The sequence below is a fragment of the Duganella aquatilis genome (genome assembly GCF_009674565.1).
In the GTDB taxonomy this organism is placed as follows: domain Bacteria; phylum Pseudomonadota; class Gammaproteobacteria; order Burkholderiales; family Burkholderiaceae_D; genus Rugamonas; species Rugamonas aquatilis.
In genome coordinates, this window is the sequence record NZ_WKJL01000001.1 from 862,382 (window position 1) to 887,630 (window position 25,249).

Annotated in this window: 26 protein-coding genes and 1 tRNA gene; 2 read left to right on the forward strand and 25 right to left on the reverse strand. The window is 61.7% G+C overall.

The genetic code is table 11. The features are described from left to right. Window positions 1-3 precede the first annotated feature (3 nt). Window positions 4-744 (reverse strand): leucyl/phenylalanyl-tRNA--protein transferase, encoded by a 741-nt coding sequence (aat, locus tag GJ698_RS04005; protein ID WP_154356261.1) that lies wholly within the window; start codon window positions 742-744, stop codon window positions 4-6. A 9-nt stretch (window positions 745-753) separates the two neighbouring features. Continuing rightward, on the reverse strand, window positions 754-1,335 hold the full coding sequence (locus GJ698_RS04010) for an NUDIX hydrolase (RefSeq protein WP_154356262.1): 582 nt from the start codon (window positions 1,333-1,335) through the stop codon (window positions 754-756). A 159-nt stretch (window positions 1,336-1,494) separates the two neighbouring features. Between GJ698_RS04010 and GJ698_RS04015 the strand changes: the two genes are divergently transcribed. Then, a tRNA-Met gene (locus GJ698_RS04015) sits at window positions 1,495-1,571 on the forward strand. 22 nt (window positions 1,572-1,593) lie between these two features. Here the strand turns inward: GJ698_RS04015 and GJ698_RS04020 are convergent. The 8 genes from GJ698_RS04020 to GJ698_RS04055 form a co-directional block, all read right to left on the reverse strand. Next, window positions 1,594-2,061 (reverse strand): DUF29 domain-containing protein, encoded by a 468-nt coding sequence (locus GJ698_RS04020; RefSeq protein WP_154356263.1) that lies wholly within the window; start codon window positions 2,059-2,061, stop codon window positions 1,594-1,596. Beyond that, on the reverse strand, window positions 2,019-2,486 hold the full coding sequence (locus GJ698_RS04025; RefSeq protein ID WP_154356264.1) for a DUF29 domain-containing protein: 468 nt from the start codon (window positions 2,484-2,486) through the stop codon (window positions 2,019-2,021). Before GJ698_RS04025 ends, GJ698_RS04020 begins: the two co-directional genes overlap by 43 nt. Then, window positions 2,483-2,923, reverse strand: coding sequence for a DUF29 domain-containing protein (locus GJ698_RS04030; protein WP_154356265.1), 441 nt, complete (start codon window positions 2,921-2,923; stop codon window positions 2,483-2,485). Before GJ698_RS04030 ends, GJ698_RS04025 begins: the two co-directional genes overlap by 4 nt. A 46-nt stretch (window positions 2,924-2,969) precedes the next feature. Next, complete coding sequence (locus GJ698_RS04035; protein ID WP_154356266.1) at window positions 2,970-4,004, reverse strand: MerR family transcriptional regulator; 1,035 nt, start codon at window positions 4,002-4,004, stop codon at window positions 2,970-2,972. Window positions 4,005-4,014: 10 nt separating this feature from the next. Beyond that, the gene (locus tag GJ698_RS04040) at window positions 4,015-4,848 is read right to left on the reverse strand and encodes a class I SAM-dependent methyltransferase (protein ID WP_154356267.1); all 834 of its coding nucleotides are present in this window, start codon (window positions 4,846-4,848) and stop codon (window positions 4,015-4,017) included. A 66-nt stretch (window positions 4,849-4,914) separates the two neighbouring features. Beyond that, on the reverse strand, window positions 4,915-5,817 hold the full coding sequence (locus GJ698_RS04045; protein ID WP_154356268.1) for a DNA-3-methyladenine glycosylase family protein: 903 nt from the start codon (window positions 5,815-5,817) through the stop codon (window positions 4,915-4,917). Then, the gene (locus GJ698_RS04050) at window positions 5,814-6,698 is read right to left on the reverse strand and encodes a DMT family transporter (protein ID WP_154356269.1); all 885 of its coding nucleotides are present in this window, start codon (window positions 6,696-6,698) and stop codon (window positions 5,814-5,816) included. The genes GJ698_RS04045 and GJ698_RS04050 overlap by 4 nt, the downstream gene beginning before the upstream one ends. 126 nt (window positions 6,699-6,824) lie before the next feature. Next, a complete protein-coding gene (locus tag GJ698_RS04055) occupies window positions 6,825-7,847 on the reverse strand; it encodes an XdhC family protein (RefSeq protein ID WP_154356270.1) in 1,023 nt (340 codons plus the stop codon). A 44-nt stretch (window positions 7,848-7,891) separates the two neighbouring features. On the opposite strand from GJ698_RS04055, the gene GJ698_RS31135 reads away from it, so the two are divergent. After that, window positions 7,892-8,020 carry a hypothetical protein gene (locus GJ698_RS31135; RefSeq protein ID WP_267874770.1) on the forward strand — a complete coding sequence of 43 codons (129 nt, stop codon included), beginning with the start codon at window positions 7,892-7,894 and terminating at the stop codon, window positions 8,018-8,020. Here the strand turns inward: GJ698_RS31135 and GJ698_RS04060 are convergent. The 15 genes from GJ698_RS04060 to GJ698_RS04130 all read right to left on the reverse strand — a co-directional run bounded on the left by GJ698_RS04060 (window position 8,017) and on the right by GJ698_RS04130 (window position 25,096). Further along, window positions 8,017-8,412, reverse strand: a complete 396-nt coding sequence (locus GJ698_RS04060; protein WP_154356271.1) for a surface-adhesin E family protein — start codon at window positions 8,410-8,412, stop codon at window positions 8,017-8,019. The genes GJ698_RS31135 and GJ698_RS04060 overlap by 4 nt on opposite strands. Window positions 8,413-8,428: 16 nt before the next feature. Then, on the reverse strand, window positions 8,429-9,520 hold the full coding sequence (locus GJ698_RS04065; protein ID WP_229259813.1) for a M48 family metallopeptidase: 1,092 nt from the start codon (window positions 9,518-9,520) through the stop codon (window positions 8,429-8,431). 26 nt (window positions 9,521-9,546) lie between these two features. Next, a complete protein-coding gene (dut, locus tag GJ698_RS04070; RefSeq protein WP_154356273.1) occupies window positions 9,547-9,996 on the reverse strand; it encodes a dUTP diphosphatase in 450 nt (149 codons plus the stop codon). After that, entirely contained in the window at window positions 9,997-11,220 is a 1,224-nt protein-coding gene (coaBC, locus tag GJ698_RS04075) for a bifunctional phosphopantothenoylcysteine decarboxylase/phosphopantothenate--cysteine ligase CoaBC (protein ID WP_208023770.1), read from the reverse strand. It lies immediately after the preceding gene. A 20-nt stretch (window positions 11,221-11,240) separates the two neighbouring features. Continuing rightward, the gene (gene lspA, locus GJ698_RS04080; RefSeq protein WP_154356275.1) at window positions 11,241-11,744 is read right to left on the reverse strand and encodes a signal peptidase II; all 504 of its coding nucleotides are present in this window, start codon (window positions 11,742-11,744) and stop codon (window positions 11,241-11,243) included. Window positions 11,745-11,810: 66 nt separating this feature from the next. Beyond that, window positions 11,811-14,678, reverse strand: a complete 2,868-nt coding sequence (gene ileS, locus GJ698_RS04085; RefSeq protein ID WP_154356276.1) for an isoleucine--tRNA ligase — start codon at window positions 14,676-14,678, stop codon at window positions 11,811-11,813. 62 nt (window positions 14,679-14,740) lie between these two features. Next, complete coding sequence (locus GJ698_RS04090; RefSeq protein WP_154356277.1) at window positions 14,741-15,697, reverse strand: bifunctional riboflavin kinase/FAD synthetase; 957 nt, start codon at window positions 15,695-15,697, stop codon at window positions 14,741-14,743. A 221-nt stretch (window positions 15,698-15,918) separates the two neighbouring features. Continuing rightward, on the reverse strand, window positions 15,919-17,142 hold the full coding sequence (locus tag GJ698_RS04095) for a tetratricopeptide repeat protein (protein ID WP_229259814.1): 1,224 nt from the start codon (window positions 17,140-17,142) through the stop codon (window positions 15,919-15,921). Window positions 17,143-17,213: 71 nt separating this feature from the next. Beyond that, window positions 17,214-17,642, reverse strand: coding sequence for an ExbD/TolR family protein (locus tag GJ698_RS04100; protein ID WP_208023362.1), 429 nt, complete (start codon window positions 17,640-17,642; stop codon window positions 17,214-17,216). Window positions 17,643-17,702: 60 nt separating this feature from the next. Continuing rightward, on the reverse strand, window positions 17,703-18,131 hold the full coding sequence (locus GJ698_RS04105) for an ExbD/TolR family protein (RefSeq protein WP_110844780.1): 429 nt from the start codon (window positions 18,129-18,131) through the stop codon (window positions 17,703-17,705). A 6-nt stretch (window positions 18,132-18,137) separates the two neighbouring features. Further along, window positions 18,138-19,034: a MotA/TolQ/ExbB proton channel family protein gene (locus tag GJ698_RS04110; protein WP_154356279.1), complete on the reverse strand. Its 897-nt coding sequence runs from the start codon at window positions 19,032-19,034 to the stop codon at window positions 18,138-18,140. A gap of 84 nt (window positions 19,035-19,118) precedes the next feature. Continuing rightward, window positions 19,119-19,781: an energy transducer TonB gene (locus GJ698_RS04115; RefSeq protein ID WP_154356280.1), complete on the reverse strand. Its 663-nt coding sequence runs from the start codon at window positions 19,779-19,781 to the stop codon at window positions 19,119-19,121. A gap of 519 nt (window positions 19,782-20,300) precedes the next feature. Further along, entirely contained in the window at window positions 20,301-21,842 is a 1,542-nt protein-coding gene (locus GJ698_RS04120) for a SpoVR family protein (protein WP_154356281.1), read from the reverse strand. Next, complete coding sequence (locus GJ698_RS04125) at window positions 21,839-23,107, reverse strand: YeaH/YhbH family protein (RefSeq protein ID WP_154356282.1); 1,269 nt, start codon at window positions 23,105-23,107, stop codon at window positions 21,839-21,841. The genes GJ698_RS04120 and GJ698_RS04125 overlap by 4 nt, the downstream gene beginning before the upstream one ends. Before the next feature lie 66 nt (window positions 23,108-23,173). Continuing rightward, window positions 23,174-25,096 (reverse strand): PrkA family serine protein kinase, encoded by a 1,923-nt coding sequence (locus tag GJ698_RS04130; RefSeq protein WP_154356283.1) that lies wholly within the window; start codon window positions 25,094-25,096, stop codon window positions 23,174-23,176. Window positions 25,097-25,249: the final 153 nt, after the last annotated feature.

Genomic DNA, 25,249 nt, shown 5'->3' on the forward strand with positions numbered 1-25,249 from the left:
TCTCTATGTTAGCTTAACACTGTCTGGGGCGAATGGTGCAATGGGTTCCCATACGGTGATCTGGGGCAAGTCAATATTGTTGCGCAGATGCGCCAGGAACTGGGTGCGCGGGATCGGCGCGGCGCCCAGCGAGGCCAGATGGCCGGTCTCCTGTTGGCAATCGATCATGCTTACTCCATTGGCATGCAGGAAGCGCACAAGGTAGGACAAGGCGATCTTGGAGGCGTCGGTGACGCGCGCGAACATCGATTCGCCATAAAACATGCGGCCGATGCAGACGCCGTAGGCACCGCCCACCAGTTCGCCATCGAGCCAGACTTCGGCCGAGTGCGCGTAGCCCATGCGGTGCAGGCCGGTGTAGCCGGCGATGATGTCGTCGGAAATCCAGGTGCCGGGGCCGTCGCGGCGCGGCGCGGCGCAGTTGCGCATCACCTGTTCGAAGGCGCTGTCGAAGCGCACTTGCCAGCGGCCGCCTTGCTGCCGGCTGCGTTCCACCTTGCGCAGGGTTTTCTTCAGGCTGTCCGTGATGCGGAAATGGTCGGTGCGCAGCACCATGCGCGGATCGGTGCTCCACCACAGGATGGGCTGGCCTTCCGAGAACCATGGGAAGATGCCATGGCGGTAGGCCATCAGCAGGCGTTGCGGCGACAGGTCGGCGCCGGCGGCCAGCAGGCCGGGCGCCTCCGTCGTCAGCGCTTCGGAGACGTCGGGAAACGGGGTGTGGGTGTCAAGCCATGGAATCATCGTACTGCGTCACGTTGGTTCGATGTCGGAGCGCATGTTGCGGATGATGTCCTGCGTGTGGAAGCCGTAGCTGCCGCCTTCGCGGATCTTGAGGCGGTCGGCGAAGAACAGTTCCAGCGTGGTGCGGATGGTAGGGAAGGCCAAGTCGTCCCACGGGATCTCGGCTTCGCTGAACATCCGCACGTCCAGGCTTTCCTCTCCGGGCGCGAAGTCGAGGTCGAGCAGTTCGGCCAGGTAGAACATGTGCACCTGGTGGACGCGCGCGACATTGAGCAAGGTGAACAGCTTGCCAAGCTTGATATTCGCGCCAGCTTCTTCCTGGGTTTCGCGGATGGCCGCTTCGCTGGTGGTCTCGTTGTTTTCCATGAAGCCGGCCGGTAACGTCCAGTAGCCGTAGCGCGGCTCGATGGCGCGTTTGCATAGCAGCACTTTCAGTTCGCCGTCCTGCTCCCAGACAGGAATCGAGCCGAGCACCATTTTCGGGTTCTCGTAATGGATGGTGGCGCAGCTGCCGCACACGTAGCGGGGACGGTTATCGCCAGCCGGAATGCTGAGGCTGACGGGGGAGGCGCATTCGGAACAGAATTTCATAAACAATCGGTCAAGTCGGTTTGTGCTTACTTTACACCGATTGCCGCCCGCACGGCGTGCCCGCGCCCGGCTGGACTCAGCATTTATTCGATCTATCGCGTTTCTTTCCGGGATTGATATTGCCTAAACGCCCGATCTGTCCTATAATAACGGCACAGACGCGGGGTGGAGCAGTCTGGCAGCTCGTCGGGCTCATAACCCGAAGGTCACAGGTTCAAATCCTGTCCCCGCAACCAAATTCAAAAGCCGTTGATACCGTTAAGGTTCAACGGCTTTTTCATTTTCGCCTGGCAGAAAATTCTCATCCAGCAGTTGATTCAGGGTGTAGGGAATTTCTGTTGGAAACGCTGAAATGGGCAAGTGCGTTTCCGCTGCGGCATCCTTGACGGCCCTCGGATAGGCATGTGCGACATATTCGTCGAGCATCGCGCGCAAGCTGGGCATGTCCTTCAGCACAACGGCGATCTGATCGCGTTGCGTTTTGATCGTTTGGCGCCAGCTATTACAGATGCGCAGGGGCTGAAATTGATATTTCAACAGGTGCATTATCAGCCGACGCAAGCGGCTTGCCACCTCGCGTTTGTCTTTTCGCACTTGATACCCCAGCTCCGAGATGATGTTTTCCACATCCAGCTGATCGAATTTGCCGGCGCGCAGCAGGGAGATCTGGGTTTCGGTCCAGATCAGCGCGTCGGTTTCGTAGAGGTTGGTGAGATGATCGTCCATGGCATGAAGTCCTGTTCGAGCAGGTGTTCCTTGGTGTGGGCCAGTTGTTCGGGGAAGGCTGAGCGAGGCAGACGGGCCTTGGCGGTCAGGCGTTCCGTCGCCTTGGCGTAGGCAGTGTTGATGTAGCCGTCGAGTAGCGGCGCCATCGTCGGCATTTCGTGCACGAGTTTTCTGATCCAGCGACGATGCCGGTACAGCTTGCCGAGCCAGCGGCCGGATACGCGCTCCGGATACAGCGCGCTTTTCAAAAAGTAGTGCAGCAGTTGGTTGACGTGCCACCTGAGCTCGTTGCGCTGCTGCTGCGCCAGATCGAGCACTTCGGCCGCCAGATGCTCCAGATCCAGTTGCTCAAAGCTCCCGGCACGCAACAGCCCGGCCTGACGATGCGCCCAGACATAGTAATCGGACTGGTACAGGTCATTCATGGAAAGAAATCCTCCTCCAGGATCTGCGATGTGGACCAGGGGAGCACGGCGGGGAACGCCGGCTTGGGCAATCCGGTTTCCAATACCGCGAATTCGATGGCGTCTTCATAGGCCTCGGCAATGGATGCGTCCAACGATGCGCGCAGGCTCGGCATCTTTTTCAGCGCCTTGTGGATGCGCTTGCGCTGCTCGACGATGGTGCCGATCCAGCCACGCGTGATGCGCTGCGGCTGCAGCTGGCATTTCAGCAGGTGCATGAGGAGCACCTCCAGCCGATGCTCCAGCTCGTGCTTCTTGTTATTGCCCATGGATTCAACTTCCTCGATGAGGTTGGGCAGATCAAGTCGCTCGAAATCATGCGCCTGCAGCAAGGCCGCCTGATGGTGCAGCCATCGGTAGAAGTCGGCCTGGTACAGATTGTTCAGATGATCGTCCATGGGGCACCATCGTAAAACGGTGACTGGACTTTCACTTTATGCTGGATCAAACGGAGCCGCAAGCAGACAGGGCCTGGCGGATGTAGGCGATGGTGGATTGGTTGACCCAGGTGCCTTTCAGCAGCTCCGGCTCGCTTTCGTGGGCGCGGCTGATTTTGGCCTGCGTTTGCGGACTGCTGCCGGCGCGCGCGTGGAACAGCGCCATCCACTCCTGCGCCAGCGCCTGCGACGACGCATCTTCCGGCGGCACGCCTTGCTCCATCTGCTGATGCACCTTGATGAATAGCAGTATCCATTCCTGCGTGTGCTTGCGGCTGTTGGCGCGCAGGTAGCGCATCTCGTCCTCGTCCAGGTATTTCGCATACAGCGCCATCTTGCGCGCGTTGAAGGCGGCGCCGATGTACTGTTTCATTTCCTCGGTCACCGGCGAGCGCCGGCCTTCGGTTTGTTCCTGTTGCAGCATCAGCGTCATGCGATGCGCGAAGGCTGGATTGGTGGCGGTGTCGCGCTCCAGCGTTTCCATCCAGCGCTGCGCCAGCGCGCTGGCTTCCTCGCTGTCGGTGGAGACGCCGCGCGCCATCAGCGAATGCAGCTCCGCCACCATCGCGCGCCAGGTGGCGTTGCGGCGCGCGCTCTGCTGCCAGAACGGCAGGCGTCGCAGTTCTTCCGGCGTGAAGTATTGTTCGTACAGTTTCATGTGTTCCAGCGCGCCGAGCCAGTCCTCCAGCGCCGGCGCATCGTCGCTCGGCATTTGCTGCTGCAGGCGGCTCAACTGCTCGCGCAGCGTGGTGGCCTGCTTGATCTGCTGGTCCAGCGCGGCGATCTGCTGGGTGACGATGTCGGCAAACTGCGCATCGTCGCTGGCGAGGAAGGTGCCGATGTCCGCCAGCGACATGCCGAACTTGCGCAGCGCCTGGATCTGGTGCAGCCGTACGACATCGGCGCGGTTGTATAAACGGTAGCCGGAATCGGCGCGCGCCGATGGCGTCAGCAGGCCGATGCTGTCGTAGTGGTGCAGCGCGCGCACCGTGAGGCCGGAGCGCGCCGCCAGTTCACCTATTTTCAGTACGTTTTTTTCCATGTCCCATAGTTTAAACCGTCGCGCGTATCATGCGGAAAATGCCATTCAGCTTGGCGCCATAGCGCGCGCTCAATTCCTCCGGACCGATATGCTCGATCTGGCGGAAGCCGTGATGGCGCAGCATATGTTCCAGCAGTTGCGGTTCGAAACTGCTGTGCAGATGTTCGCCTTGCGCGGCCAGCGAGGCGGCGACGAAATCGAGGCCGGCACGCTCGTTGTCGCTCAGCTGCTTGCGGTGCACGCAGTAGTCGAACACGATGCTGCTGCCGGGCGCGCAGTCGGCGATCTCGCGCAGGGTGCGCATCACTTCATCGGGCTTCAGATACATGCTGACGCCGAGCCAGGAACAGCAGGCCGGCCGTGCGGCGTCGAAGCCTTGCTGTTGCAGGTCTTCCAGCAGCGCGGACGCGGTGAAATCGGTGGCGGCGTAGCGCACGTTGGCCGGCTCCTTGATGTCGGCGGCGCGTAGGCAGGCGCGCTTCCATTGCTGCATGGCCGGCAGGTCGGCTTCGTAGATGCGGGCGTCCGATGCGGATTCGGCGTGGTAGGCATAGCTGTCCAGGCCTGCGCCGAGGATCACGTATTGCTGCACGTCGTTGGCATGCGCTTCGTGCCAGCTGTCTTCCGCAAGACGTGCGCGGACCGCCATGGTGGTGCGCATGGCGGCGGCCAGCGGATGCTGCTGGCGCTGGGCGTCGGCGCGCAGTTCGGCTTCGCATTCGGCGCCGAGCAGGCGCAGGGCCAGCGGATCGCGCAGAATCAGCGGCTGATCGTACAGCTGGTGCGCAGCGCGCAGGGTGGCGGTGATCCAGGCGCTGGGCTTGGGCGGTGCGGGATGTGGCATAGGCTCTCTCCTTGGTGATGATGGAGAGAGCGTAAAGCCTGACGTAGCGTCAGGTTCAAGTGGTTTTTACTGGTCGTCGCGCGGATGCAGGCTGGCCCACAGGTGGGCGGCGGCCATGGTACGGTGCGGACTGTATTGCGCCAGGATTTGCTCGGTGCGTTTGATGTCCGGCTTGGCCTCTTCGCCCAGCAGCATTTGTAGCGCGGCGCGGATGGCGACGTCGCCGTGCAGCGAGCAGTCGGCGTAGCCGTAGCCGCGCAGCAGGCCGTAGTTGACGGTCCAAGGGCCGATGCCTTTGACGGCCAGCAGCGCCGACGAGATCTGTTCGATGCTGTTGGCGGGCGTGACGTCCAGTTGCAGTTCGCCGTCCGTCACCAGTTGCGCGAGGCGCAGCAGGGTCTCGGCCTTCGCGCGCGAGAATTTGCGGGTGGTGAGGTCTTCCAGCGACAGCGCGGCGGCGCTGCGCGCATCGGGATAGCACCACAGGCCGCTGCTGTGCTGGCGGCCTGCCTGCAGGATGAAGGTGCGGCGCAGCGCGATGGCAAACGTCAGGTTGATCTGCTGGCCGATGATGGCCCAGGTCAGCGCTTCGAACACGGTGGCCGATTGCACGATGCGCAGGCCAGGCTGGCGGCGTATGAGGGCGCCCAGCAGCTTGTCCTTTTTCGTGAAGGCGGAGAAGGGCGCGGGATCGATGCGCAGGCCGAGAATGCTGATCGCCGCTTCGTGCGCCTGCTGCTGCGCGGATTTGGTCAGTGCGCCGTCGGCGTGCAAGGTGCAGATGGCGTCCGCGCCGCCGGCCGCCGGCAGGGCGATGTCCAGCACCACCGGCACGCCGTCGAGCAACACGCCCTTGCGCAGGCGTTCGGCGCTGACTTCCTCGGCGATGCTCTCCGTATCGCGGCGATGGAAGGCCAGTACGTCTTGCAGCCGGTAGTCGGCCGGCAGCGCCAGGGTGAAGGGCTTCATGCGGAGCGCGGTTTCAGGCTGAAGCTCGGACGGAAGCCGGTCACCAGCGCGGTGCCGGTGATGACGATGGCGGCGCCGGCAAAGGTATACCAGCCGACGGTCTCGCCGAGGAACAGCACGCCCCACAGGATGCCGAACAGGGGGCTGAGGAAGGTCACTGTCAGTGCCGACGACGGACCGACGTCCTGGATCAGGCGGAAGTAGATCAGGTAGGCCACGCCGCTGCACAACACGGCCAGCGCGAGCACCGCGCTCATGATGCCGATGGTCGGCTCGCCCGGCGCCGGGAAGAACGGCACCACCGGCAGCACCAGCAGCGCCGAAGCCCACATCGAGCCGTGGGCGTTGGCGAACGGCTCGACCGCCTTGGCCTGCTTGGCGTAGTTGCTGGCGATGCCGTAGTTGAAGGAGGCGAACAGCACGGCCGCAATCGCGATGCCGGCGCCGGGTTTGGAGCTGACGTGGTCGAATCCCACCAGCAGCGCGACGCCGCAGGTGCCGAGCGCGAGGCCGAGCAACACCTTGGCGCTGACCATGTGGCGCGACCAGACGGCGGCGATCAGCGTGCCCCACAGCGGCGTGGTGGCGTTCAGCACCGCCAGCAGCGAGGCGGACAGCGTGCGGGCGGCGAAGGCGAACATCAGGAAGGGGATGGCGGAGTTGAACAGGCCGAGGATGAGGTAGTGTTTCCAGTTCTCGGCCAGGTCCAGTTTCTTCTTGAGGAAGATGCCGATGATGGCGAGGAAGATGGCGGCGAACAGCACGCGGTATTCGATCAGCACGGCGGCGCCAAGCACCGGCGCGGCGATGCGCATGAACAGGAAGGAGCCGCCCCAGATGGCGGCCAGCAGGATCAGGCGGAGGAGGTTGGTGGTGCTCATGCGGGTTGGTCCGGTGGGTTGTGCGGGGCGGCGTGCCCCAGCCCGCGCTATTGTCTCTCAACGCCGGGCAGCAAACCAGTCGATTCTTGCTTTTGAATTCAAACGTTGAGTGAGTGGCGCACGGGTTTAAACGGCGCCGCTTTCCACCACGCAGACTGCATCGCCAGGTTTGGTGGGGGCGGCGGCGTGGGGAACGATCATGTTGGTCGGCACGCCGTTTTTGATCGCCGTCATTTCAGCCAGGATGGAAATGGCGATTTCGGATGGCGTCTTGCTGCCGATGTACAGGCCGATCGGTCCGTGCAAACGCGCCAGCTGTTCCGCCGTCAGGTCGAATTCCAGCAGCCGCTCGCGGCGCCTGCTGTTGTTCACGCGCGAACCGATCGCGCCGACGTAGAACGCGTCCGACTTCAACGCTTCCATCAGCGCCAGGTCGTCCAGCTTCGGGTCGTGCGTCAGCGCCACCACGGCGCTGCGGTGGTCCAGATTCATCGCCAGCACCACGTCGTCCGGCATCTCGTGCACCAGCTGCACGCCGTCGACGTGCCAGCCGGCGCGATACTCCTCGCGCGGATCGCAGACCGTGACGCTGTAATCCATAGCCAGCGCAATCTGCGCCAGGAAACGCGACAGCTGCCCTGCGCCGATAATCAGCAGCCGCCAGCGCGGGCCGTGCAGCGTCACCATGGCCTGCTCGCTGACCTGCATCTGCGCGCCCGGCGCGGCCTTGGACAGTTCCACTTCACCGCTGCGCAGATCCAGCCGGCGCTGCACCAGCTCATGCTGCTCCAGCCGCGCCAACAGCTCGTCGATGCGGCTGTGCGCCGACAGCGGCTCGATCGACAATTCAATGGTGCCGCCGCAAGGCAGGCCGAAACGGTGGGCCTCGTCAGCGGTGATGCCGTAGCTGACGATTTCCGGAATGGTACGGCTGATACCCTCGTCGCGCACGCGCGCGATCAGGTCATCTTCAATGCAGCCGCCCGACACCGAGCCGACCACGGTGCCGTCTTCGCAGATGGCCAGGGTGGCGCCGACGGGACGCGGGCTGGAACCCCAGGTCTTGATGACGGTGATCAGTTCGCAACGGCGCCCGGCCGCGATCCACGCGGCGCTGGTTTTCAATACTTCGAGGTCGATAGAGTCCATGAATGGAATATACTACGGCTCATCAAAGCTTGCAGGGAACGGACATGCCTCAAAAGGAAGACGACGGTAGCCCCAAATTCGGCCGATTGTTGATTGTGCTGATCTGCGCCGTGCTGCTGTGCGCCGGCCTGACGTGGCTGATGGCGACGGTATTCCCGAACTTCCCCAACTAGCCCTTGCAGGCCGCCGCCAGCGTGGCGTCGAACGGGCTGTCGGGGACGATGTCCTCGGGGTTGAATTTCTCGAACTTGTAGTTTTCCACCGGCTCGCCCTTGCCCATCGCTTCCGGATAGTAGACCTGCGCCAGCAGCGTCGTGGTGTGGTCGTCGCAGCCATAGACGTGCAGCATCTTCACCGACTTATACAGCTTGCCCTCGGGCGTCTTCTGCATGCGGGTATAGGTCTGCATCGACCACGCCTTGCGCGTCTTGTCGACCGGGATCACGCTGGCCTTGTCGATGTAGTAAGTGGCGGTCTTGCTGCCGCCCACGCGCACCCATTGCGCTGCTTGCGCCCAGCCGGCTGCCAGCACCAGGGCGATTGCGATCAGGCCGGACTTGTTCATGGCGTTCTCCCGGTAGTTACGGAACCAGCGGCTGCCTGGACGACTGCTTGCTGCGGATCGCCGACACGGTCTTGTCGATCACGCCCAGGCGGTAGGCCACGGCGGGATGGTTGGCGGTATAGCCGTTCAGCACCGAGGCCGGATACTGCGTGGCCAGGCGCTGCCAGAAGGCGCGCGCGCCTTCGACGCTGTAGCCGGCGCGCGCCACCATGTACAGCGACAGGTTGTCGGCCGCGCCATCCAGTTCCTGCGGCATCGGCTTGACGCCGGCGCTGCCGATCAGCATCGACAGGTCGGGGCGCACCGTCACCAGGTTGTCGATGATGCTGCCCACGGTGTAGGCCTGCTTGGTGGTGGCGGCGTGGCCCAGCACATTGTGGGCGATGTCCTTGGCCAGCACGTAGGCGATGGCGTCGTCGCTCTGCGCGAAGTTGACCATGCCGCGCGTGATCATCACGCGCTGGCCGTCGGAATAGGCGTTGATGTTGTCGGCGTTGCCGATGTCGATCTTGAAGGCGCAGGCGCGCGTGACGGGCACCCGCAGCTGCTGGTTGCTGCCGCCGCGCGAGACGGTCAGGTTCAGTACCTTGCTGCTGGCGACCAGCGGGCCAAGCACGGCGGCCGCTTCGGTTTCGGCGTTGGCGCCCACCGGCAGCAGCTTGCCGTCGGCGGCCACCAGCACGTCGCCCTTGCGCAGGCCGACGCGGGCGGCGCCGCTGCCGGCCAGCACGCTGGCCACTTCCAGGCGGTCGCCGTAGTTCAGCACCGCTTGGGCGGCGTCGACGAATTCGCCGGAGTAGGAGTATTTGTTCTTGGCGGTGAAGCCGAGCAGGTTGCGCGCCTGGTTGCGGCACAGGTCCGCGTTGTTGATCAACAGCGGACCGGCGACGCGGTACAGGCGGTCCTGCAGCGCCACCATCTGGCTCAGTTGCTGGCGCGCGGCGGCCATCCTGGCGGTGACCACCGGCGGCGCTTCGGTCACGCTGCTGACCACCGCCGGCGCCGGCTCGGGCGCGGCCGGTTGCGATTGGAAGGTGGAGCAGGCGGAGAGCAGCACGCTGGCTGCCAGCGCCGGTACAAGGAAGAAGGTGCCAAATTTATTCGTCATGTTCATCCCTGCGCTCCGTCTCCATTTTATTGTTTGCCGGTGCTGCCGAAACCGCCGACACCACGCTCGCTCGATTCGAATTCTTCCACCACGTTGAAGCCGACCTGCAGTACCGGCACGATGATCAGCTGCGCCAGGCGTTCCATCGGGTTCAGCGTGAAGGCGCTGTGACCGCGGTTCCAGGTCGAAATCATCAACTGGCCCTGATAGTCGGAGTCGATCAAGCCTACCAGATTCCCCAGCACGATGCCGTTTTTGTGGCCCATGCCGCTGCGCGGCAGGATCATGGCGGCGTAGCCAGGATCGGCGACGTGGATCGCCAGGCCGGTCGGGATCAGCACGGTCTGGCCGGCTTCGATCACCATCGGCGCGTCGATGCAGGCGCGCAGGTCCAGGCCGGCCGAACCAGGCGTGGCGTAGGCCGGCAGCTGGTCTTTCATGCGCGGGTCAAGGATTTTAACGTCTACAGTTTTCATTTATTTAGCAAACAAGGAATGTTGGGAGATCCGCTTGGAGATCTCGGAAATCAGTTGGCGCGCCAGCGTCAGTTTGTCGGCGCGCGGCAAAATCGTGTGGCCGTTCTCGTCGAACAGGATGATGGTGTTGTCGTCCTGGCCGAAGGTGTGGTGGCCGATATTCCCTACTAGCAGGGGGATACCTTTTTTCTCGCGCTTGTCGGCGCCGAACTGCACCAGGTTTTCCGATTCGGCGGCAAAGCCGACGCAGTACGGATGGCCGGCCAGGTTGGTCAGCGCGGCGACCGAGGCCAGGATGTCCGGGTTCTGCTCGAACTTCAGGTCGGGCGCGGCGCCGTCCGGATTTTTCTTCAGTTTCTGCTCGCTGGCGTTGGCGATGCGCCAGTCGGCCACCGCCGCCACCGCGATGAAGATGTTCTGGTGGTCGACATTGGCCATCACCGCGTCGTACATCTGCTGCGCGCTCTGGACGTTGATGCGCTGCACGCCGAACGGCGTCGCCAGCGCCACCGGGCCGGACACCAGCACCACTTCGGCGCCGGCTTCGCGCGCGGCGCGCGCCACGGCATAGCCCATCTTGCCCGAGGACAGATTGGTGATGCCGCGCACCGGGTCGATCGGCTCGAAGGTCGGGCCGGCGGTGATCAGGATGCGCTTGCCCGCCAGGACTTTCGGCTGGAACGCGGCGATCACTTCTTCCAGCAGCTGTTCCGGCTCCAGCATGCGGCCCAGGCCCACTTCGCCGCAGGCCTGGTCGCCGGCCGCCGGGCCGAAAATGGCGATGCCGTCGTCGCGCAGCGTCTGCACGTTGCGCTGGGTGGCCGGGTTCTGCCACATCTCGACGTTCATGGCCGGCGCGATCAGCAGCGGCACGTGGCGCGGACGGGCCACGCACATGGTCGACAGCAGGTCGTCGCAGGCGCCGTGCGCCAGCTTGCGGATGAAGTCCGTCGAGCAGGGGGCGATGATGATGGCGTCGGCGTCGCGGGTGACGTCGATGTGGGCCATGTTGTTGTTGACGCGGGCGTCCCACTGGTCGGTGTACACCGGGCGGCCGGACAGCGCCTGCATGGTGACGGCCGTGATGAAGTGGGTGGCCGCTTCGGTCATCACCACCTGCACCGTGGCGCCGGCCTTGGTGAAGGCGCGGCACAGTTCCGCCGCCTTGTAGCAGGCCACGCCGCCGGACAGGCCGAGGACGATTTTCTTACCAGTCAGTTCCATCATGATGCAGCTCCGCTAGATTACTTGTTCACCCGGCGCAGTTCGTCCAGGATGAACAGGCCGGCGCCGATGCAGATGGCCGAATCGGCCACGTTAAACGCCGGGAAGTGGCCAAGGCCGGCCCAGTGGAAGTCGAGGAAGTCGATCACGTGGCCATACAGCAGGCGGTCGACCACGTTGCCGACCGCGCCGCCCAGGATCAAGGCCAGCGCCCACGAGAACATGCGTTGGCCGCTGTGCTTTTTCAACAGGTAGATGATGAAGATGGCGGCGCAGATGCCGATGGCGGTGAAGAAGTAGCGCTGCCAGCCGCCGCTATTGCTCAAAAAGCTGAAGGCCGCGCCCTTGTTATACGCCAGCACCAGGTTGAAGAACGAGGTGATGATTTTCTCTTCGCCCAGCTGGAAGGTCTTGGTGATGGTGATCTTGGTCAGCTGGTCGATCAGGATGACGAGTGCGGCGATGCACAGCCAGGGGGTGAGGCTTGCCGAAGATTTGGTCGGGAAGATTTTTTTGGTGGCCATAAGATGTCGGATGTGGGTCGTAGTGGCGTCGCCGCCGCATTCTTCTGGAACGCGGCGGCCGTCATATTAAGCGAACTTGCGTTTTTCGCCCGCACCAAACAGGTTGCTGTAGCAGCGGCCGCACAGGCTAGGGTGGTCCGCGTGGGCGCCGACGTCGGCGCGGTAGTGCCAGCAGCGCTCGCACTTCTCGGCGCTCGATGCGGCCACGGTGACTGCTTCTTCCGCTTCCGCAGCCACTTCGATGACTTTCGCCAGCGAGGTGATGAAGATGAACTTGAGGTCATCTTCCAGGCTGGCCAGCAGCTGGTACTTGTCGCCGGCGGCCTTGATGCTCAGTTCCGCCTGCAGCGAGGAGCCGATCGCGCCCGAGGTGCGCAGGTCTTCCAGCTGCTTGGTGACGTCGGTGCGCACCGCGCGCAGCGCCGCGTACTTGGCCAGCAGCGCTTCGCCGTCGGCCAGTTCCGGCAGTTGCCACCAGGTCTGGGTGAAGATGGTTTCGTCGCTGGCCTTGAAGGCTTCCTCGCCGGCGAAGATGGCCCACGCCTCTTCCGCGGTGAAGGACAGCGCCGGCGCCATCACGCGCAGCAGGCTTTGCGTGATGTGCCACAGCGCGGTCTGCGCCGAACGGCGCGCATGCGAGGTCACGCCGGTGGTGTACAGGCGGTCCTTCAGGATGTCCAGGTAGAAGCCGCCCAGGTCTTCCGAGCAGTAGTTCTGCAGCTTGGAGTACACCGGCTGGAATTCGTACTGTTCGTAGTGCGCTTCGATTTCCTTCTGCAGCGCGGCCATGTTGGCGATCGCGTAGCGGTCGATTTCCAGCAGCTCGGCGACCGGCACGGCGTCCTGCGCGTGGTTGAAGTCGGAGATGTTGGCCAGCAGGAAGCGCAGCGTGTTGCGGATGCGGCGATAGGCTTCCGTCACGCGCTTCAGGATCTCGTCCGAGATCGACAGCTCGCCGGTGTAGTCGGTCGAGGCGATCCACAGGCGCAGGATATCGGCGCCCAGGGTGTCGGAGATTTTCTGCGGCGCCAGCGTATTGCCCAGCGATTTGGACATCTTCTTGCCTTCGCCGTCGACGGTGAAGCCGTGCGTCAGCAGCGCCTTGTAAGGCGGCGCGCCGTTCAGCATCGAGGACGTCAGCAGCGACGAGTGGAACCAGCCGCGGTGCTGGTCCGAACCTTCCAGGTACAGGTCGGCCGGGAAGGCCAGCTGCTGCTTGTGCGAGCCGCGCAGCACGGTCTGGTGGGTCGAGCCGGAGTCGAACCAGACGTCCAGCGTGTCCTTGTTCTTGACGTAGTCGGCCGCTTCGTCGCCGATCAGGTCTTTCAGGTCCAGCGCCAGCCAGGCGTCGATGCCGCTCTTTTCGATCAGCTGGGCGACCTGCTCCAGCAGTTCCGGCGTGCGCGGATGCAGCGCGCCGGTCTCCTTGTGGACCACGAAGGCCATCGGCACGCCCCACTGGCGCTGGCGCGACAGGGTCCAGTCAGGACGGTTGGCGATCATGCCGTGCAGGCGCGCCTGGCCCCAGTCCGGGAAGAACTTGGTCTCGGCAATGCCTTTCAGCGCGGTCTCGCGCAGGCTGGCGCCGCCGTCCTTCGGCTTGATGTCCATGCCGGCGAACCACTGCGAGGTGGCGCGGTAGATGATCGGCGTCTTGTGGCGCCAGCAGTGCATGTAGCTGTGGTCGAACATCTTGACTTCGAACAGCGCGCCGGCTTCGCGCAGCGCGTTGCAGATCGGTTTCGACGCTTCCCAGATGGTCATGCCGCCGAACAGCGGCAGGGTCGAGACGTATTTGCCGTCGCCCATCACCGGCGTCAGGATATGGTCGTCCTGCATGCCGTGGGCCTTGCAGGAGATGAAGTCGTCCAGGCCGTAGGCTGGCGCCGAGTGGACCACGCCGGTGCCGCTTTCGGTGGTCACGTAGTCGGCCAGGTACATCGGCGACAGGCGGTTGTAGAAGGTGTCGGCGGCGTGCAGCGGGTGCAGGAAGCTGATGCCGGACAGGTCTTCGCCCTTGCAGGTAGCGATGGTGACGCCTTCCAGCTTGAAGCGCGCCAGCGACGATTCCACCAGGTCCTGCGCCAGGATCAGCAGCAGCGGCTGGCCGTCACGCTCGGTCTGCACCAGCGCGTAGGTCACTTCCGGATTGACGTTCAGCGCCTGGTTGGCCGGGATGGTCCACGGGGTGGTGGTCCAGATGACGATGTAGCCTTCGTGCGTCGGCAGCTGCGTCAGGTCGAAGGCGCTGGCCAGCTTGTCGAATTCGGCGAACTTGAAGCCGACGTCGATCGCCGGATCGCGCTTGTCCTGGTATTCCACTTCGGCCTCGGCCAGCGCGGACTGGCAGTCGAAGCACCAGTTGACCGGTTTCAGGCCGCGGTAGACATAGCCCTTTTCCAGCATGGCGCCGAGGGCGCGCAGTTCGTCGGCCTCGTTCGAATAGTTCATGGTCAGGTAAGGATTCTGCCATTCGCCCAGCACGCCCAGGCGGATGAAATCCTTGCGCTGGCGGTCGACCTGCTCCAGCGCGTAGGCGCGGGCCTTGGTCAGCACTTCAGCGGTCGGCAGGTTTTTGCCGTACAGTTTTTCGATCTGGATCTCGATCGGCATGCCGTGGCAATCCCAGCCCGGCACGTAAGGCGCGTCGAAACCGGCCAGCGAGCGCGATTTGATCACCATGTCCTTGAGGATCTTGTTGACCGCGTGGCCCAGGTGGATGTCGCCGTTGGCGTATGGAGGACCGTCGTGCAGGATGAATTTCGGACGGCCGGCTGCAGCCTTGCGCACGCGCTCGTAGATCTTCTTGGTCTGCCATTGCTGGACCCAGTTCGGCTCGCGCTTGGCGAGGTCGCCGCGCATCGGGAATGGGGTTTCGGTCATATTGACCGGGTATTTGCTTTCAGGCTTTTTTGCGGATTTGTTATCGGACATAGTGGTCTCAGTGATTTATTCGGGAATACGGGGTAGCCGGCGCGCGTAGCTAAATCGCGCGGTCAAATTCGGTCGGTGGCGCGCTTGGCGAAGAAGGCGCGGGCGATGTCGGCGTCGCGGTGGATGGCGGCCGTCAGCGTCGGCAGATCGACGTATTTTTCCTCGTCGCGGATCTTCCGCAGGAACTCGACGCGCACCTGCTTGCCGTAGCAGCCCTGGTCGAAGTCGAAGACATGCACTTCCAGCAGCACGCGGCCGCTGTCATCGACGGTCGGGCGCACGCCCAGGCTGGCGACGGCCGGCAGCGGATGCTCGGCCAGGCCGTGCACCTGCACGATGAAGATGCCCGACAGGGCGGGGCGGTGCGGCACGCGCAGGTTCAGCGTCGGGAAGCCCAGCGTGCGGCCCAGCTTCTGGCCGTGGATCACGTGGCCGGAGATGGCGTACGGGTGGCCGAGCAGCGCCTCGGCGTGCGGGAAGTCCCCTTCGTTGAGCGCGGCGCGCACGGCGGAGGAGGAGATGCGGGTGCTGCCGTTCATCACGGTCGGCAGGGTCTCGACGTGGAAGCCGTATTGCTTGCCCGCTTCCAGCAGCATCTGCACGTTGCCGGCGCGGCGGGCGCCGTAGCAGAAGTCGTCGCCGACCATCAGCCATTTGACGTGCAGGCCTTCGACCAGCACTTTTTCGGTGAATTCCTGCGGCGTCAGCGCCGCGAACGGCGCCGAGAAATGCTCGACGATGACGCGGTCGATGCCGTTGTCGGACAGCGATTGCAGCTTGTCGCGCAGGTTGGCGATGCGCGCCGGGGCGCGCGACAGGTCGCCGGCCTTGTGAGCGAAGAATTCGCGTGGATGCGGCTCGAAGGTCATCACGGCCGCTTCCAGTCCCAGACCGGTGGCGGCGGCGCGCACGCGGGCCAGCAAGGCCTGGTGGCCGAGGTGGACGCCGTCGAAGTTGCCGATCGTGAGCGCGCAGGGCGCGCGCGCCGCTGCATTGGGAAGACCTCGAAATACCTTCATGGGAATCTGGTAAAAAAACTGTCGCGAATCAGGGATTATACGGGGAATCCCTCAAAGCGAAAAAAAACCCAGTTCCGGGGTCAGGTCCCTCATTTCTACACGGTCTCTGCGGTACGCACGCGTACCGCAGAGACCGTGTAGAAATGAGGGACCTGACCCCGGAATAAAAAAAGCGCTGTCCGGCCGGGCCGGAACAGCGCTTTGCGCATCAACCGCCCGAATTACATCGGGTGATTAATGTTCAGGGTCCAGTAGCGGGCCAGGTCGGCGGTGCCATCGGTGCCTTTGACGGTTTTCAGCGTGTTCAGCGCGGCAGGTTTCTTGCCGGCGATGCTTTGCGCGATGCCGTAGTGCAGCTTGATGGCTTCCGGATTGCGGCCGGTGCCCAGTTTCACGGCCTGATCCATCAGCGCCAGGCCCTTGTCGGCCTTGCCGGCGGACACCAGGCCGTAGCCCAGGTTGGCCAGCGCGTCCGCATCCTTGGCCTTGACGGCTTCGGCTTCGTTGGCGGCGGCTTTGGCGTCGAACTCGGTCTGGGTCTTGGCGGCCAGGTCTTTCAGACGCTGGTGGCGCGCGGCGTCGGAGCCGGTGCCCAGGATGCCTTTTTTGTAGCCCTGATCGATGATCTTGATGGCTTCAGCAGGATTGCCGGCCTGCAGCGACAGCTGGGCCATTTCCATGTATTCCGACGGCTTGGTCAGCAGGCCGTTGACCAGGCGCAGACGCAGCACGTCCAGCGACAGCGTCGACGAGAAGCCTGGCTTGCCCGACACGCGGTTCAGCAGGTCGGCCCAGTACGAGGTTTTTGGATACGAACCAGCCAGTTTTTCCAGGGTCTGCACGTAGCCGGCCTTGTCGTTCTGTTTCAGCTGGATGTTGGCCAGCATGCCCAGCTGGTTTTCGCTCAGGTTTTTCGACGCTTGCAGTTCCTTGGCCGCTTCAGCGTATTTGCCGGAGGTGTACAGGATCTGCACGATGTATTCGTGGGCCGAGGTGTTGCTCGGATTGTCTTTCAGCACGCGCTGGAACCAGGTCACGGCTTTTGGATAGTCCTTGGCGCGGTAGTAAATGCCGGCCAGGGCTTCGGAGAATTTGGCGGATTCGGCCGGCGACAGCTTGCCGGAGTTGATCACGAATTCGAAGGCGCGGGCGGCGGTGTCGTTGTCGCCGGCGGCGACGGCCACCGAGGCGCGGGTGCGCTCGATCAGATAGCTTTCGTTGGCGGATTTGCCGCCGACAGCGTCAGTTTCTTTCAGTTTGGCAAGAGCTTCCTTGTTCTTGCCGGCCGCGGCCAGTTTCTGTGCTTCCTGCAATGGTTTGCCGATTTCGGCGCGCACCGTTTCAGCGGCGTAGGCGACCGACGAGAAACCTGCGATGGGGGCTGCTGCGGTGAAACCAATAGCGGCCATTACCAGGCCGAGATGAGCGAGACGAAACTTGGTCATGGGTGAGTTTTCTTTCATCAAAAAACGAAAATAGGCAGGAATGTCCTGCCTATTATTGTACATGGGACGTATTACTGGAACTGTTCGTTACCGACCAGACCAATCTTGGTCACGCCCAGACGCTGGGCCGAAGCCATCACGCCTGCCACGACTTTGTACGACACCAGCTTGTTCGGACGCAGATGCACTTCCGGCTGATCAGCTTGCGCTGCGACATCGGTCAGTTTCGATTCCAGGGTGGTGCGGTCAGGAACGACCACGTTATCCCACAGAATCGTACCGTCGAAGTCGACGTCAATCGTGATGACCACAGGTTCCTTGGTTGGCGGCGGCGGGGTGCCGACCGGCATGTTCAGGTTGACCGAGTGGTTGGCTTTAGGAATCGTAATGATCATCATGATAATCAGCACCAGCATCACGTCGATGAGGGGCGTCATATTCATTTCCATCATTGGTTCCGGATCCGCGCCTGCGGATGGGGAGCCGACATTCATACTCATGATGTTTCCTTTTTAGAAGGGCAGGCCTGAAGCTCCAGGCCTGCGATGCACTGTCGGGTATTAACCCTTATCAGGCGGTTCGGTGATGAAGCCGACCTTCTGAATACCAGCACGCTGGGTAGTGAAAATAACCTTGCCGATGGCTTCGTACTTGGTTTCTTGGTCGCCACGTACATGAACTTCCGGCTGAGGCAGTTTCACAGCTTCCACCTTCAGATTGTCGAACAACTCATTGGCGTCGCGCATTTTGCGCTGGTTCCAATAGATGTCGCCATCTTTGCTAACGACGATGTTGACGTCTTCCGGCTTGGTCTGGATAACCTGGTTGGTTTCCTCTGGCAGCTTGATCTTGATCAGCTTCAGAACAACCGGGCTCGTGATCAGGAAGATAATCAGCAGCACCAACATGATGTCCACCAGGGGCGTCGTGTTGATTTCTGACATGACTTGATCTTCGTCTCCGCTATCGGAGCCTACGGACATGGACATGGTTAATTACCCAACTTTTTTGGAGCCGGTAGCGGTCGACATTGCGCCCGAGATCAGCACCGAGTGAACGTCAGCCGAGAAGGCGCGCACGTCTTCCATTGCCGACTTGTTACGACGCACCAGCCAGTTGTAACCCAGAACGGCTGGAACTGCCACGAACAGACCGAAGGCGGTCATGATCAGCGCTTCACCCACTGGACCTGCCACTTTGTCGATCGATGCGTTACCCGACATGCCGATGGCGATCAGTGCATTGTAAATACCCCACACGGTACCGAACAGACCGATGAACGGTGCGGTCGAACCCACGGTTGCCAGGAACGACAGGCCGTCTTGCAGACGCGACTGGACTTTGTCCACAGCGCGCTGGATCGACATGGTCACCCAGGTCGACAGGTCGATTTGTTCCAGCAGGGCGCCGTCGTGGTGCTGGGTAGCCTTGGTGCCGGTTTCAGCGATGAAGCGGAATGGCGAACCGTCGGTCAGCGAAGCCGAACCAGCAGCGATCGACGAAGCTTTCCAGAACTTGGCCGAGGTTTCTTTCGACTGTTTGAAGATCTTGGTCTGGTCGATCAGTTTGGTGATGATGATGTACCACGAACCCATCGACATCAGCGACAGAATGATCAGGGTGCCGCGCGACACGAAGCCGGCTTCCCACACAGCAGCGAAGCCGTATGGATTTTCCACTTCTTCTTTACCGCCTTTGGCTGCTGGCGCTTCTGCTGCTGGTGCTGCTGCCGCATCCGCTGCTGGAGCTGCTGCCGGCGCTGCTGCATCTGCTGCTGGGGCCGAAGCGGCGGCCGAGGCTTGCTCTTGAGCCGAGCTAACCAGGGCGGTGGCTGCGGTCACCGAGAACAGCACAGCGGCCAGTACAGCGGACAAACGGGTATTCTTAAACATGCTTCCTCCAAATTGATAAAATAATCAGATCGCTGGCGTAATGACAACGAAAACTACGTGTGAGACGGTGACTTGTCTCGGTTTTTACTCCAGCGTCCAGACGTATTGCATCTGCTGCCAGCCTTCTTTCGGTACGCCGTCTTCCGTAGCCGGTTTGAAACGGCATTTGGTGATACCTGCGACGGCGGCTTTGTCCAGATCCCTGAAACCGCTCGACTTCACAACTTTCGAGTCAGCCACACGACCGTCTGCTGCAATCAGGAACGACAGCTGCACCGTGCCGGTTTCCTCATTACGCAGCGACGACTTCGGCCATTCAGGCTTGGCGCAAGTGCTGAAGTCAACCACTGCTGCGGTACGCACACCGGTTTTAGCTGGACCCGGAGGCGCTGCCGGCGGAGCTGGCGGGGCTTTCTGGATCTCAGTGGTCGCCGGCTTCACGTTGGTCGCGTTAGCGATCGTGTTGTTCGGCGGTGGCGGCTGCTGCACGTTCACCTCAACTGGCGGGATGAATGGCGGTGGTGGTGCCTTCATCTCTGGCGGAGGTGGCGGTGGTGGGAGTTCTTTCGGTGGAGGAGGTTTGACCTCCTCAATGATCTTGGTCTCCACTGGTGCGACCATTTTGGCCACCAGACGTTTTCCCAAGCCCGTCACGATCCCATAAGCGACCAGGATGTGCAACAAAACGACAATCGTAATGCCTGTAAAGTTCTTCCCGGTGCTTTTCTCGTTGTGCGTGAAATTCATGCCTGCTTTCTCCAATACCAACTCTCTTTGGTGCTACTTAAACCCCAAAATGGCGACACAAAACAACAGCCGCATCCGGGACGTCGGCGAATTATACATACGAATTCTTGATTTTACATAGAATTTTCATCCCTAAAACCGGTTAAATTTCATAGGGTTTTCCTATGTGGTAGCGCTCCCTTTGCACCGTTCTGGCTCAACGAGCAAGACTCTGCGTCGCATTTTTGGGCGGGGATGCACCACGACGTTACTTAGTTTTCCCTTAAGGCCAAAAACGGAATTTTATGCAGGTAGCTTTACTACACACAATTGATAATTTGGCCGTAAATGTTTCTTTCATGAAATTCTTGCGGGCACTACTATACAAGTAGCCGCAGAAAAATATTGACTTCAGCAGCCCGTCATGCATCCACGAAAAAAAACCGGGGTCAGCGCGCCGTCGCTGCCCCCGGTATCGTCTCTTGCAAAAGCCGTGCCTACTTCTCACGTCCTCCGCGAAAGCACTATATATATGTTGGTCTAGAAAACGCGCCCCCGTTTCTCGCGTTTGACCTCCAGGGTACTGATGACTTCGCCGTTTGGCGCCACTGTTTCCAGGTGGACGTCGAAGCCCCATAAGCGTGCAACATGCTTCAGCACCTCGCCGGCCTGCTGGTTCAGCGGACGGCGCTGGAACTGGGTATGGCGCAAGGTCAGCGCGCGGTCGTCCTGGGTGTTGACCGACCATACCTGGATGTTGGGTTCACGGTTACCAAGATTATATTGTTCCGCCAGTTGCTGGCGCACGTATCGGTAGCCGAGGTTGTCGTGGATGGCCGAGACGTTGAGCTTTTCGTTGTTGTCGTCGTCCAGCACGGCAAAGAAGTGGAACTCGCGGATCAGCTTGGGCGACAGGTACTGGGCGATAAAGCTCTCGTCCTTGAAGTTGCGCATGGCGAAATCGAGCGTCTTGCGCCAGTCGCTGCCGGCGATGTCGGGGAACCATTCGCGGTCCTCGTCGGTCGGGTGTTCGCAGATGCGGCGGATGTCGGTCATCATGGCGAAGCCCAGCGCGTACGGGTTGATGCCGCTGTAGTACTGGCTGTTGACGGGCGGCTGGTAGACCACGTTGGTATGGCTCTTCAGGAACTCCATCATGAAGCCGTCGCCGATCACGCCCTCGTCGTACAACTGGTTGAGGATGGTGTAGTGCCAGAAGGTGGCCCAGCCTTCGTTCATCACCTGGGTCTGGCGCTGCGGGTAGAAGTACTGGGAAATCTTGCGCACGATGCGCACCATCTCGCGCTGCCACGGCTCCAGCAGCGGCGCGTACTTCTCGATGAAGTACAGCAGGTTTTCCTCCGGCTCGGGCGGGAAGCGCTTGACCGCCTTGGTGGTCTCTTCCTCCTCGCGGCGCGGCAGCGTGCGCCACAGGTCGTTGATCTGCGACTGCACGTAGGCCTCGCGCTCCTTCTGCCGCGCGCGCTCTTCCATCAGCGACAGCTTGGCCGGCCGCTTGTAGCGGTCGACGCCGTAGTTCTGGATCGCGTGGCAGGAGTCGAGCAGCAGCTCGACCGCGTCGATGCCGTGGCGCTGCTCGCACTCGGCGATGTAGTTCTTGGCGAACACCATGTAGTCGACGATGGCCTCGGCGTCGGTCCAGGTGCGGAACAGGTAGTTGCCCTTGAAGAAGGAGTTGTGGCCGTAGGCCGCGTGCGCGATCACCAGCGACTGCATGGTCAGGCTGTTTTCCTCCATCAGGTAGGCGATGCAGGGATTGGAGTTGATGACGATCTCGTAGGCCAGTCCCATCTGTCCGCGCTTGTAGCCTTTCTCGGTGCTGAGGAAGTGCTTGCCGAACGACCAGTGGTTGTACGACACCGGCATGCCGACCGAGGTGTAGGCGTCCATCATCTGCTCGGCGGTGATGATCTCCAGCTGGTTCGGGTAGGTATCCAGCCCGAAGTTTTCGGCGACGCGGCGGATTTCCTGGTGAATCTGCTCGATCAGCTCGAAGGTCCATTCGGATTGCTCCGGCAGGGCGTTCGGGTGCTTCGGCTTCGGTGGGGTCATGTCGTTCATTTTGGCTGCTTCTTGAACAGTTCACGGAACACCGGATAGATGTCGGCCGGCGTGACGATTTTCTGCATGGCGAAATGCGGATGGTGATCCGGCACCTGCGAATACTGCTCCCACAGGTTTTGCGGCGGGCCGTCGGTGATCTCGACATAGGTGTAGTACTGCACCTTGGGCATGATGGTGTTGACCAGCAGCTGGCGGCACAGCACCGAGTCGTTGTCCCAGTTGTCGCCGTCCGAGGCCTGGGCCACGTAGGCGTTGTAGCTGCCGGCGCCGTAGCGTTCGTCGATGACCTTGTCGAGCAGGTGCAGCGCCGACGACACCACCGTGCCGCCCGATTCGCGCGAGTGGAAGAATTCCTCCTCGTCCACTTCGGCCGCCGCCGTGTGGTGGCGGATGAACACCACCTCGATCTTGTCGTACACGCGCTTGAGGAACAGATACAGCAGGATGAAGAAGCGCTTGGCGGTGTCCTTGCGGGTTTCGTCCATCGAACCGGAGACGTCCATGATGCAGAACATCACCGCCTGCGTCATCGGCTTCGGCACCTTGACGCGGTTGGTGTAGCGCAGGTCGAAGGGATCGATGTAGGGAATCGCCAGGATGCGCGTGTGCAGGTGGTGGATCAGTTTCTTCAGCTCGACCACGCGCGGGTCCTGCAGCGGCACGCCTTCGAGCAGCAGCGTTTCCAGTTCGCGCTCGGCCTCGGCCACGCGCTTGCGCGACGGCCCACCGACCGCGATGCGCCGGCCCAGCGCGCCGCGCAGCGAGCGCAGCACGTGGATGTTGGACGGCGTGCCGGACATGTTGTAGCCGGCGCGCTGGTTCTTGAAGTCGGTGCTGGCGGTCAGCTGCGTCTTGACCATGTGCGGCAGTTCCAGGTCTTCGAAGAAGTAGTTCATGAATTCTTCGCGCGACAGCTCGAAGATGAAGTCGTCCTCGGTCATCTGGTCGCTGTTGCCGGCCTTGCCGCGGCCGGAACCGGCGCCGCCTTTGGGGCGGTTGATCTGGTCGCCTTTCTGGTATTCCTGGTTGCCGGGATTGACCACCTCCCACACGCCGCCGTGGGCATGGCCGAACGATGGCTCGCTCACATCCTTGACCGGGATGGAGACTTTTTCGCCGTTCTCAACGTCGGTGATGGAACGGCCCTTGATGGCGCGGCCCACCGCGTCCTTGATCTGCGATTTATAGCGCCGCAAGAAGCGCTCGCGGTTGACTGCGGACTTGTTCTTGCCCTGTAAACGTCGGTCGATGAGGTAAGTCAAAAGATGCCTCCTGCTGCTATTGGTCGGCGCCGCGCCACCCGTGCACAGGTGGCGCGCAAGCACTGCTTAGGACGACTTCCTCACGCGCAGATACCATTCGCACAGCAAGCGCACTTGCTTGGCCGTGTAGCCTTTTTCCACCATGCGCGCGACAAAGTCGGCGTGCTTGTTGGCGTCTTCCGCGCTGGCCTTGGCGTTGAACGAAATCACCGGCAGCAGTTCTTCCGTATTCGAGAACATCTTCTTCTCGATCACGGTGCGGAATTTTTCGTAGCTGGTCCAGGCCGGATTCTTCCCGCCATTATTAGCGCGCGCCCGCAGTCCGAAGTTGACAATCTCGTTGCGGAAATCCTTGGGATTCGAAATCCCGGCCGGCTTCTCGATTTTTTCCAGCTCGTTGTTCAGCGATTCGCGGTCGAAGCTTTCGCCGGTGTCCGGATCGCGGTACTCCTGGTCCTGGATCCAGAAGTCGGCAAAGGTCACGTAGCGGTCGAAGATATTCTGGCCGTACTCGGAATACGATTCCAGGTAGGCGGTCTGGATTTCCTTGCCGATGAATTCCACGTAGCGCTGCGCCAGGTGCTCCTTGATGTACGAGAAGTACTTCTGTTCCAGCTCCGGCGGGAATTGCTCGCGCTCGACCTGCTGCTCCAGCACGTACAGCAGGTGCACCGGGTTGGCCGCCACTTCGGTATTGTCGAAGTTAAACACCTTGGACAGGATCTTGAACGCGAAGCGCGTCGACAGCCCGTTCATGCCTTCGTCCACGCCGGCGTAGTCGACGTACTCGTGCAGCGACTTGGCCTTGGGATCGGTGTCCTTCAGGTTCTCGCCGTCGTACACCAGCATCTTGCTGAAGATGCTGGAGTTTTCCGGATCCTTCAGCCGCGACAGGATGGCGAACTGCGACATCATGCGCAGCGTGCCCGGCGCGCACGGCGCCGCCGCCAGCGAGGAATTGGCCAGCAGCTTGTCGTAGATCTTGATCTCGTCTGTCACGCGCAGGCAGTACGGCACTTTGACGATGTAGATCCTGTCGAGGAAAGCCTCGTTGTTGCGGTTGTTCTTGAATGATTTCCACTCGGACTCATTCGAGTGCGCCAGGATCACGCCGTCGAACGGAATCGCGCCGAAGCCTTCCGTACCCTTGTAGTTGCCTTCCTGGGTGGCGGTCAGCAGTGGATGCAGCACCTTGATCGGCGCCTTGAACATCTCGACGAATTCCATCAGGCCCTGGTTGGCCAGGCACAGGCCGCCCGAGTAGCTGTAGGCGTCCGGATCGTCCTGCGAATAATCTTCCAGCTTGCGGATATCGACCTTGCCGACCAGCGAGGAAATGTCCTGGTTGTTTTCGTCGCCAGGCTCGGTCTTGGAAATGGCGACCTGCTTCAGCACGGAAGGATAGCGGCGCACCACGCGGAACTGGTTGATGTCGCCATTGAACTCGTGCAGGCGCTTGACCGCCCATGGGCTCGGGATGTTGCGCAGGTAGCGGCGCGGAATGCCGTAGTCCTCTTCCAGGATGACGCCGTCCTCGTCCTCGTTGAACAAGCCCAGCGGCGACTCGTTCACCGGCGAACCCTTCAGGCAGTAGAAGGGCACGTGCTCCATCAGCGACTTGAGCTTCTCGGCGATCGACGATTTGCCGCCGCCCACCGGACCGAGCAGATACAGGATCTGCTTGCGTTCCTCCAGGCCCTGCGCGGCGTGACGGAAGTAGGACACCACTTGCTCGATCACTTCCTCGGTGCCGTAGAACTCGCGGAAAGCCGGATAGATCTTGATTACCTTGTTGCCGAAGATGCGCGACAGCCGCGTGTCGTTGCGGGTGTCGATCAGGGTCGGTTCGCCGATGGCGGCCAGCATGCGCTCGGCGGCGCTGGCGTAGGTAAGCCGGTCTTTCTTGCAAAGTTCGAGATATTCCTTCATGGACATCTCTTCTTCTTTGGTCCGTTCGTATCGTGCGGCGTAGTTGTCAAAAATGGTCATTTGGATGTCCTTTGATGATGAAAACCTGCATGTCACGAGTCACCGGCAGTTCGCCTGCCCTGGCCCTGATTTGTATAATTCCCCTTAGTCTTATTTTTCTTGTGGTCAGCTTCCTTTGGCGGCACGGATTGCCCGTGCCTTTGAGCTGGCTTT

Coding starts and splice junctions, on each gene's coding strand:
- dut (WP_154356273.1), bottom strand. CDS start 9,996: ATGAAAACTGTAGACGTTAAAATCCTTGACCCGCGCATGAAAGACCAG.
- GJ698_RS04060 (WP_154356271.1), bottom strand. CDS start 8,412: ATGAACAAGTCCGGCCTGATCGCAATCGCCCTGGTGCTGGCAGCCGGC.
- ileS (WP_154356276.1), bottom strand. CDS start 14,678: ATGTCCGATAACAAATCCGCAAAAAAGCCTGAAAGCAAATACCCGGTC.
- GJ698_RS04030 (WP_154356265.1), bottom strand. CDS start 2,923: ATGGACGATCATCTGAACAATCTGTACCAGGCCGACTTCTACCGATGG.
- GJ698_RS04095 (WP_229259814.1), bottom strand. CDS start 17,142: ATGACCAAGTTTCGTCTCGCTCATCTCGGCCTGGTAATGGCCGCTATT.
- GJ698_RS04100 (WP_208023362.1), bottom strand. CDS start 17,642: ATGAGTATGAATGTCGGCTCCCCATCCGCAGGCGCGGATCCGGAACCA.
- GJ698_RS04010 (WP_154356262.1), bottom strand. CDS start 1,335: ATGAAATTCTGTTCCGAATGCGCCTCCCCCGTCAGCCTCAGCATTCCG.
- coaBC (WP_208023770.1), bottom strand. CDS start 11,220: ATGGAACTGACTGGTAAGAAAATCGTCCTCGGCCTGTCCGGCGGCGTG.
- GJ698_RS04120 (WP_154356281.1), bottom strand. CDS start 21,842: ATGAACGACATGACCCCACCGAAGCCGAAGCACCCGAACGCCCTGCCG.
- GJ698_RS04065 (WP_229259813.1), bottom strand. CDS start 9,520: ATGACGAATAAATTTGGCACCTTCTTCCTTGTACCGGCGCTGGCAGCC.
- GJ698_RS04090 (WP_154356277.1), bottom strand. CDS start 15,697: ATGAAGGTATTTCGAGGTCTTCCCAATGCAGCGGCGCGCGCGCCCTGC.
- aat (WP_154356261.1), bottom strand. CDS start 744: ATGATTCCATGGCTTGACACCCACACCCCGTTTCCCGACGTCTCCGAA.
- GJ698_RS04105 (WP_110844780.1), bottom strand. CDS start 18,131: ATGTCCATGTCCGTAGGCTCCGATAGCGGAGACGAAGATCAAGTCATG.
- GJ698_RS31135 (WP_267874770.1), top strand. CDS start 7,892: ATGCCTCAAAAGGAAGACGACGGTAGCCCCAAATTCGGCCGATTGTTG.
- GJ698_RS04040 (WP_154356267.1), bottom strand. CDS start 4,848: ATGCCACATCCCGCACCGCCCAAGCCCAGCGCCTGGATCACCGCCACC.
- GJ698_RS04050 (WP_154356269.1), bottom strand. CDS start 6,698: ATGAGCACCACCAACCTCCTCCGCCTGATCCTGCTGGCCGCCATCTGG.
- GJ698_RS04110 (WP_154356279.1), bottom strand. CDS start 19,034: ATGTTTAAGAATACCCGTTTGTCCGCTGTACTGGCCGCTGTGCTGTTC.
- GJ698_RS04035 (WP_154356266.1), bottom strand. CDS start 4,004: ATGGAAAAAAACGTACTGAAAATAGGTGAACTGGCGGCGCGCTCCGGC.
- GJ698_RS04025 (WP_154356264.1), bottom strand. CDS start 2,486: ATGAATGACCTGTACCAGTCCGATTACTATGTCTGGGCGCATCGTCAG.
- GJ698_RS04130 (WP_154356283.1), bottom strand. CDS start 25,096: ATGACCATTTTTGACAACTACGCCGCACGATACGAACGGACCAAAGAA.
- GJ698_RS04020 (WP_154356263.1), bottom strand. CDS start 2,061: ATGGACGATCATCTCACCAACCTCTACGAAACCGACGCGCTGATCTGG.
- GJ698_RS04115 (WP_154356280.1), bottom strand. CDS start 19,781: ATGAATTTCACGCACAACGAGAAAAGCACCGGGAAGAACTTTACAGGC.
- GJ698_RS04055 (WP_154356270.1), bottom strand. CDS start 7,847: ATGGACTCTATCGACCTCGAAGTATTGAAAACCAGCGCCGCGTGGATC.
- GJ698_RS04045 (WP_154356268.1), bottom strand. CDS start 5,817: ATGAAGCCCTTCACCCTGGCGCTGCCGGCCGACTACCGGCTGCAAGAC.
- lspA (WP_154356275.1), bottom strand. CDS start 11,744: ATGGCCACCAAAAAAATCTTCCCGACCAAATCTTCGGCAAGCCTCACC.